This is a genomic window from candidate division KSB1 bacterium, assembly GCA_022562085.1.
Lineage (GTDB): Bacteria > Zhuqueibacterota > Zhuqueibacteria > Oceanimicrobiales > Oceanimicrobiaceae > Oceanimicrobium.
On record JADFPY010000234.1, the window covers coordinates 1 to 7261 of the forward strand.

Annotated in this window: 9 protein-coding genes; all 9 read right to left on the reverse strand. The window is 45.6% G+C overall.

The genetic code is table 11. The features are described from left to right. A partial coding sequence (locus IH879_16415) for a prephenate dehydrogenase/arogenate dehydrogenase family protein (protein MCH7676510.1) occupies positions 1–661 on the reverse strand: 661 nt, incomplete at its 3' end. Next, on the reverse strand, positions 586–1602 hold the full coding sequence (gene aroF, locus IH879_16420) for a 3-deoxy-7-phosphoheptulonate synthase (GenBank protein ID MCH7676511.1): 1017 nt from the start codon (positions 1600–1602) through the stop codon (positions 586–588). The genes IH879_16415 and aroF, both read right to left, overlap by 76 nt. A gap of 263 nt (positions 1603–1865) precedes the next feature. After that, entirely contained in the window at positions 1866–2210 is a 345-nt protein-coding gene (locus IH879_16425; protein ID MCH7676512.1) for an endonuclease domain-containing protein, read from the reverse strand. A 55-nt stretch (positions 2211–2265) separates the two neighbouring features. Continuing rightward, entirely contained in the window at positions 2266–2586 is a 321-nt protein-coding gene (gene pheA / locus IH879_16430) for a chorismate mutase (GenBank protein ID MCH7676513.1), read from the reverse strand. Position 2587: 1 nt separating this feature from the next. Next, positions 2588–3388: a tryptophan synthase subunit alpha gene (locus tag IH879_16435; GenBank protein MCH7676514.1), complete on the reverse strand. Its 801-nt coding sequence runs from the start codon at positions 3386–3388 to the stop codon at positions 2588–2590. 99 nt (positions 3389–3487) lie between these two features. Then, entirely contained in the window at positions 3488–4717 is a 1230-nt protein-coding gene (gene trpB / locus IH879_16440) for a tryptophan synthase subunit beta (GenBank protein MCH7676515.1), read from the reverse strand. Continuing rightward, on the reverse strand, positions 4710–5336 hold the full coding sequence (locus IH879_16445) for a phosphoribosylanthranilate isomerase (protein MCH7676516.1): 627 nt from the start codon (positions 5334–5336) through the stop codon (positions 4710–4712). The genes trpB and IH879_16445 overlap by 8 nt, the downstream gene beginning before the upstream one ends. Next, entirely contained in the window at positions 5324–6118 is a 795-nt protein-coding gene (gene trpC, locus IH879_16450; protein MCH7676517.1) for an indole-3-glycerol phosphate synthase TrpC, read from the reverse strand. Before trpC ends, IH879_16445 begins: the two co-directional genes overlap by 13 nt. Positions 6119–6120: 2 nt before the next feature. After that, positions 6121–7134, reverse strand: coding sequence for an anthranilate phosphoribosyltransferase (trpD, locus tag IH879_16455; GenBank protein ID MCH7676518.1), 1014 nt, complete (start codon positions 7132–7134; stop codon positions 6121–6123). Between the last annotated feature and the right edge of the window lie 127 nt (positions 7135–7261).

Sequence of the window (7261 nt, forward strand, 5' to 3'; positions counted from 1 at the left end):
GCGTTACCGCGAGCATTTGTGGCAAATGACTGACCACAGCAGCGATTTCGTCGTGTTCCGCTGGCGTTAAAAATAAAACACTTGCGCCAATTATTTCAATGATCCCTACATACTTTTTTACTAGATCATCAGAAGCTGAGTGATTGGTGAGGACATAAATAGCATTCTCAAAAAGAAAAGGGTCTATATGATCCAGGCCGGTTTTTTCCGACCCAGCCATCGGGTGGCCTCCCAAAAAGTAAACATTCGCGGGAAGATGTTCTCCTGCTGTTTCAACAATCGCTCTTTTTGTACTACCGACATCGGTGATTAAAACGCCAGGTTTTACAAATTGTGGCAGGAGAGTGAGGTGCTTTAGAATTTGGTTAATTGGGGTAGCGAGGATAATTAAATCTGCGTCTTTTACCGCTTCTTGAAGTTTGTGCTTTTCGAATCCTTTGTTGATCAGCTTCTTTTCTTTGGCTTTTCTAATTACGAATTCACTATCAACTCCTATTATATTTTCCAAAACTCCTTTTCTTTTAAATGCAGCGGCCAGTGAACCGCCGATTAGCCCCAGGCCGATAATAACCGCCTTTTCAAAGCTTACTGCCATTTTTTTCCAACTGCCTGAGCGATAATGACCAGCTCTTTCATGAGTTTTTCGAACTGCTCGGGGAATAAACTCTGCGCACCATCTGAAAGGGCATTGTCCGGGTCGTTGTGGACTTCAATAATGAGTCCGTCTGCGCCGGCTGCAATAGCTGCGCGGGCCATCGGAGCCACTTTATCACGGCGGCCTGTAGCATGGCTTGGGTCGGCAATAATAGGCAGGTGGCTCAATTTTTTGATAACTGGAATCGCCGAAATGTCCAAAGTATTTCTGGTATATTTTTCAAAAGTTCGAATCCCGCGTTCGCAAAGAATAACCTGGTAGTTCCCGCCGGCCATAATGTACTCCGCCGCCATCAGTGTTTCTTCGATAGTTGCCGACATGCCGCGTTTAAGGAGTACCGGCTTTCTAATTTTACCAAGCTCTTTCAGCAAAGAGAAGTTCTGCATGTTGCGGGCGCCGACTTGCAGGATATCGACATACTCGACAAGGAGAGGAATTAGAGTGCTTTCCATAATCTCGGAGACGCAAATCAACCCATTTTCAGTAGTTGCGTCTCTTAATAAAACCAGTCCTTTTTCACCTAATCCCTGAAAGCTGTAAGGAGAACTACGGGGTTTGAAGGCACCGCCGCGCAGGATATTGGCCCCGGTTTCCTTAACAAATTTTGCAATGGTCTTGATTTGCTCCCGGCTTTCGATCGAACAGGGTCCTGCCATCATCACCAATCGGTCCCCACCGATTGTGACATCTTTTATTTTAACAACCGTATTTGCCGGTTGAAATGTCCGACTGGTGAGTTTAAAAGGCTCGGTTATTGGGACGATTTTTTGAACCCCGTCCATCAACTCGAGCATGCGTGTATCTAAGCCGCGTTTATCTCCGATTGCGCCAAGAACCGTCTGATTGACGCCTGTCGAGCGGTGGATATCAAAATTTATTTCGGTGAGCCTGCTTATGACTTTCTGAATGGCGTCTTCAGACGCATTCTCTTCCATCACCACAACCATTGACTAACCCTCCTTTTTGTTTGAGATTTGATCTTTCGCAAAGTTCAGAAGTTATTGATTTTATGTAGCTCATTATTTTCAAGCAATCACAAAGCCTGAAATCGGCATCTTTGTCCAAAACACCCCCAATTGTGAAGGGGGACGGAGGGCAAATGACCTTCTCTCTGAAATGGTCCATTGCTCTCCGGACAGACCACCCAACTCTAAGCACTCTCTGAAAGCCCCCTTCTCTTTTTTTTAAGAGAAGGGGGTTGGGGGATGAGTTAAAGATGCACCGCAACCCGCTCAAGCACCGCCTCAAGATTCATCTCAATTTCCTCATTTTTAAAACGAATCACTTGTATACCCAGGGTATTTATGATATGGGTTCTAAACCCATCGTAATCTTTTTGCCTTATATGTATCTTACCGTCTATTTCCACCACCAATCTCTTCTCATGACAATAAAAGTCCGCTACGAAAAATCTTCTTCCGCCGTCTATCTCAAAGCAAATTGGATGCTGCCGGAGAAACTTCTTACCCTTTAGTTTCCGGTTTCGCACCGCCTGCCAAAACATCGACTCGCTTTTGGTTTGGTTCTTTCTAAGCTTTCTGACGGTTTGTTTTATTAGATCGTCCTAAATCCCCCTCTCTTGCAAGAGAGGGGGACTTCTGGTCTGGGGCTCATCGTTTAATTTGTTTAGGGTGTCGAATTTTGTGAAGCCTGTTTGAGATTTGATCTTTCGCGATGTCTTTTTCTAATTTACGGGATTCATCGATGATTCGTTCAAAGATTCTGAGGACCCTGTCATCGCTTAATGGACCAGGGTTTTCTTGTTGCATTCTGTTCATGATTATTTTTTCCCTCTCAGGAGAATGGATTGGTATCCCTTTGTCTGTTTTAATTTCACCGATTTTGATACTAAATTCCGAGCGCTTATTTATTAGCTCTAAAATTTGTGTATCCACTTCATCTATTTTCTCACGCCAATCCTCGATGTCCATTTCAATCTCCTTTTAGGGCAAGTTTTAATCTTTGCACGAACTGACCAATAGAGCTAAGCATATCCTGGTTTCCCCGAGATTTTGTAATTAGATCTATGATTGCACTGCCGACGATCACGCCGTCAGCATTTCTGCCAATTTCGTTTGCATCTTCCGGATTTGAGATCCCAAACCCGACCAATAGCGGATGAGTGACAACAGATTGAATTGATTGCAAGAAGTCAATCAAGCCGTGAGACACACCCGATCGCCGGCCGGTGACGCCGGTGACGGACACACAGTAAATGAAATCGCTGGTCACCGCATCTATTTTTTTAATGCGCGCCGATGGCGTATTCGGCGAAATTAAAAAATTCATGCCTAATTTGCTACCATTAAATTCCGGGTCAATAGTTTGAAATTCCTCCGGGAGCAAATCCGGGATTATCAAACCGTCCACGCCTGCCTCGGCGGCGTCTTTAATAAACCTATCAAATCCATATTTGAGTAGAGGGTTTAAGTATCCCATTAAAATAATTGGGATTTCACTTTTTTGGCGAATTGTTTGAATTTGTTTCAATGCCAGGTTTAAATTCATGCCATTTTCCAAAGCAGTTTTTGACGAATGTTGTATGGTCGGGCCGTCAGCAATTGGATCGGAAAATGGCATGCCAATCTCGATTAAGTCGGCTCCGGATTCTTCGAGCTGCCAAACCAGTTCCGGTGCGCTTTCCAGATGTGGGTAGCCGGCTGTAACGAAAATGGACAAGATTTTTTCGTCAATTCCCCGGACTTTTTGAAATGTGTTTGAAATTCTATTCATGACGTAGGTGCAATAAGGTAATTTGCAAAGAATCTATTAGTTGTTAATATTGAATTCACAATTAGCCAAAATTGAAAATATGGGCTTTTTGCACCAACGTCATTCATTCTTAATATTCAACTTACTTTTTACCAAATCCACATCCTTATCGCCCCGTCCGGAGAGACAAATAACCAGTGTTTGGTTCTCTGACATCGTTGGCGCAATTTTTACGGCCTGCGCAACTGCATGTGCACTTTCGAGGGCGGGGATAATGCCTTCCGTTTGTGAAAGTAGTGAGAAAGCTTTTAAAGCCTCTGTATCTGTAACGGCAGTGTATTCGACCCGGCCGCTGTCCTTTAAGAAACTGTGCTCCGGTCCAACGCCCGGGTAATCGAGTCCGGCTGATATTGAATGAACTTCCTGGATCTGACCGTCGTCGTTTTGCTGGAGGTAGGAATAGGCTCCGTGCAAAACGCCGGGTTCTCCGCGACAGAGAGTGGCTGCATGTTGATTCGTGTCCAGCCCGAAACCCGCTGCTTCAACGCCAACCAGTTTAGTGTCTGCATCTTTAAGAAAAGGATAAAACATTCCTATCGCGTTGCTGCCGCCGCCAACGCAGGCCAGGAGAGTGTCCGGTAACCTTTTTTCTTTTTCGAGAATTTGGCTGCGAGTTTCTCGCCCGATAACCGATTGAAAATCACGAACTATTACCGGGTAGGGGTGAGGTCCGACAACCGAGCCGATCAAATAATAAGTATCACCAACATTTGTCACCCAATCGCGAATCGCTTCGTTGATTGCATCTTTTAAGGTGCGGCTGCCGGAGGTTACCGGAATAACTTCGGCACCCAGGAGCTGCATACGAAAAACATTCAGGTGTTGACGCTTTGTGTCTTCTTCACCCATGTAAATGACGCACTGCAGGCCCATTTTTGCCGTGACCGTGGCCACCGCTACGCCATGCTGACCCGCACCCGTTTCAGCGATGATGCGTTTCTTTGCCATGCGTTTGGCTAAAAGAATCTGACCGAGGGTGTTATTAATTTTGTGCGCACCGGTATGGTTCAGATCTTCACGCTTTAAATAAATTTTAGCGCCACCGAGTTTTGCGGTCAATTGATTAGCGAATGTAAGCGGCGTGGGCCGTCCGGAGTATTCTTGTAAAAGGTCATTCAGCTCTTTTTGAAATGCCGGATCGCTTTTCGCCTTTAAATAGGCGTCCTCTAATTCGGTTAGCGCCGGCACTAAGATTTCCGGTACAAATTTACCACCATATCGACCGAAGTGGCCGGTTTTGTCGGGTAAAGCTGCAATTGAATCGTTAGTTTTAAATTGAGATTCACTCATCGTAGTTCGCTGTTTTACGGATTTCCTGGAAAAATGCTTTTAATTTTTCGGAGTCTTTTTTGCCGGGCTCCGCTTCCACACCGCTGCAGACATCGACTGCATAGGGATGAACAAACTCCACGGCTTCGCGAACATTCCTTGCGTTAAGCCCCCCGGAAACTACAATCGGACCGTACTTTTTGGCTTCTTTTGCAATATTCCAATTGAAGGTTTTACCCGTACCGCCGTAACTCTGATCATGATAAGTATCTAATAGAAAGCCGGATGTTTTGTATTTTTTTATGATGCTTAAATCAAAACCGTTTTTGACTCGAAAGACCTTTAAAACCGGCAGCGGAATCTGCCGGCAGTAATCCCACGATTCATCTCCGTGTAGTTGAATGAGTTTTATAGGCACGGTTTTCAAAATTTGGTTTATTTCGCTCAACAGTGCGTTTACAAATACGCCTACTGTGCCTACAAAAGGCGGTAATGAATCGATGATCGATTTGGCGGCAACAGAACTGACGAATCGCGGGCTCTTTTTGTAAAAAATGAATCCCAGGGCGTCTGCGCCAAATCCACAGGCAAGCCGGGCGTCCTCAAGATTTGTAATTCCGCAGACCTTTACCTTGACCATTTTTCGGCTCCAACAAATTCGCTTAACGCTTTTCCAACGTCCTCTTGCCGCATCAAAGCTTCACCGATTAAAACCGCATCAACTCCAAGCTGCCCTACCATTTCGACATCCCTACGCGATTGAATACCGCTTTCCGAGACTAAAATAATTTCTTCAGGGATAATTTCAAGTAATTTCTCCGTAGTGGACAGGTCAATCTCAAATGTGGTTAAATCGCGATTGTTAACGCCGATGATTTCAGGTTCAGCCGTCATCGCTCTTTCTAATTCTTTTGTATTGTGAACTTCCACCAAACAGTCCAGGTTTATCTCGTCCGCTGCCGCCCGCAGCTCAGCAAATTGCGAGTTGGAAAGAATGGCCATGATTAATAAAACAGCGTCTGCGCCGAATGCCCTGGCCTCGATAACTTGATAGGGATCTAAAATGAAATCTTTTCGCAAAAGAGGAATGTCTACGGCCTTCTGTACTTGACCCAGGTAATCCAGTTTGCCCTCAAAAAATCTTTCGTCCGTCAACACGGAAATGGCAGCCGCGCCATTTTTTTGGTAGCTTTCCGCAATTTCAACAGGTTCAAAATTCTCTCGCAACCTGCCGGCGCTTGGAGAGGCTTTTTTAATTTCAGCGATGATTTGCACAACTTTTTCATTTCTTAGGACCTCAGAAAAGGAGTTCGGTTGCCGCTGCCCTCCGACTTGCTCAAACAGTTCGGAAATCGGCTTCTTTCCAATCCGCTGCTTGATTTCCTGGGTTTTGTTTTTAAGAATTTCGTCTAGAAAAGCCATTGTTAAATATCGTTGCTCATTTGTTTCAATGCCAGAAGTTTTTTCAGAGCCGCCCCTGTATCAATTGACTCTTTGGCCATTTCAACGCCAGCGGAAATAGTTTTTGCCAGACCGCTGACCAGAAAGCCGCAAGCTGCATTAACTACTACAATGTCGCGGGCCGATCCTTTTTTCCCTTTTAATAATTCAAGAGTCAATTCTGCATTTTCTTCCGGCGTGCCTCCGGATATTTCGCTTTTTCCATTTGGAGTTAGACCAAAGTCTTTGGGATAAAGTTTCTTTTCAGTAATCGTTCCGTCCAATAATTCAACGACTAAAGTAGGGCCGTCTATGGAGATTTCATCGAGACATTCATCACCGTGAATGATTAAGATATGGTCGGCGCCGAGTTCATTCAATACTTGCGCCATCAACCGGGCGAGTGCCGGGTGGTAGGTGCCTAAAAGTTGTCTCCGCACCAAAGCGGGATTAGTAAGGGGTCCGAGAATGTTAAAAAAAGTTCGAATCGCAACCTCACGTCTGGGTCCGACCGCATATTTCATAGCTTTGTGCAAAGCAGGGGCATAAAGAAAGGCAATGCCGATCTCGTCCAAACAGAGGCCCGTTTGCTTTGCGTCCAGATCAATTTTTACGCCCATCGCTTCCAGTAAATCCGCGCTGCCGCATTTGCTTGAAACCGAACGGTTGCCGTGTTTTGCGACGGGAACGCCACCCCCTGCAGCGACAAAGGACGCCACGGTTGATACGTTGAATGTTCCGGCCCCATCCCCGCCGGTGCCGCACAAGTCGATGGCGTTGGAAAAGCGTGTGTGCACTCTGTCTGCTTTTTCACGCATCGCCTGGGCAAACCCGGCAACTTCCTGGTAGGTTTCCCCTTTAAGCTTGGCCGCAACCATAAATGCGCCGATTTGCGCCGGTGTCGCTTCGCCTTCCATGATGCAGTTCATGACTTGGTAAGCATCTTCACGGGTTAAATCGTGTCTTTCAACGACAGTTTTTATTGCTTGCTGAATCATGTCTCTATCCTTAATTTGATTAGGGTGTCTTTTTAATACCGCTCCGGCTCCTCGTCCCGAATTCATTATTATATTTTTAAAGGAATGTCGGGACGAGGGATCCTGCGCGGGCTTCGAGCGCCTCCGT

Bases quoted from the DNA above. Each gene is read 5' to 3' on its own strand.
- IH879_16445 (MCH7676516.1), bottom strand. From the start codon at position 5,336: ATGGTCAAGGTAAAGGTCTGCGGAATTACAAATCTTGAGGACGCCCGG.
- aroF (MCH7676511.1), bottom strand. From the start codon at position 1,602: ATGGTTGTGGTGATGGAAGAGAATGCGTCTGAAGACGCCATTCAGAAA.
- IH879_16435 (MCH7676514.1), bottom strand. From the start codon at position 3,388: ATGAATAGAATTTCAAACACATTTCAAAAAGTCCGGGGAATTGACGAA.
- trpD (MCH7676518.1), bottom strand. From the start codon at position 7,134: ATGATTCAGCAAGCAATAAAAACTGTCGTTGAAAGACACGATTTAACC.
- pheA (MCH7676513.1), bottom strand. From the start codon at position 2,586: ATGGACATCGAGGATTGGCGTGAGAAAATAGATGAAGTGGATACACAA.
- trpB (MCH7676515.1), bottom strand. From the start codon at position 4,717: ATGAGTGAATCTCAATTTAAAACTAACGATTCAATTGCAGCTTTACCC.
- trpC (MCH7676517.1), bottom strand. From the start codon at position 6,118: ATGGCTTTTCTAGACGAAATTCTTAAAAACAAAACCCAGGAAATCAAG.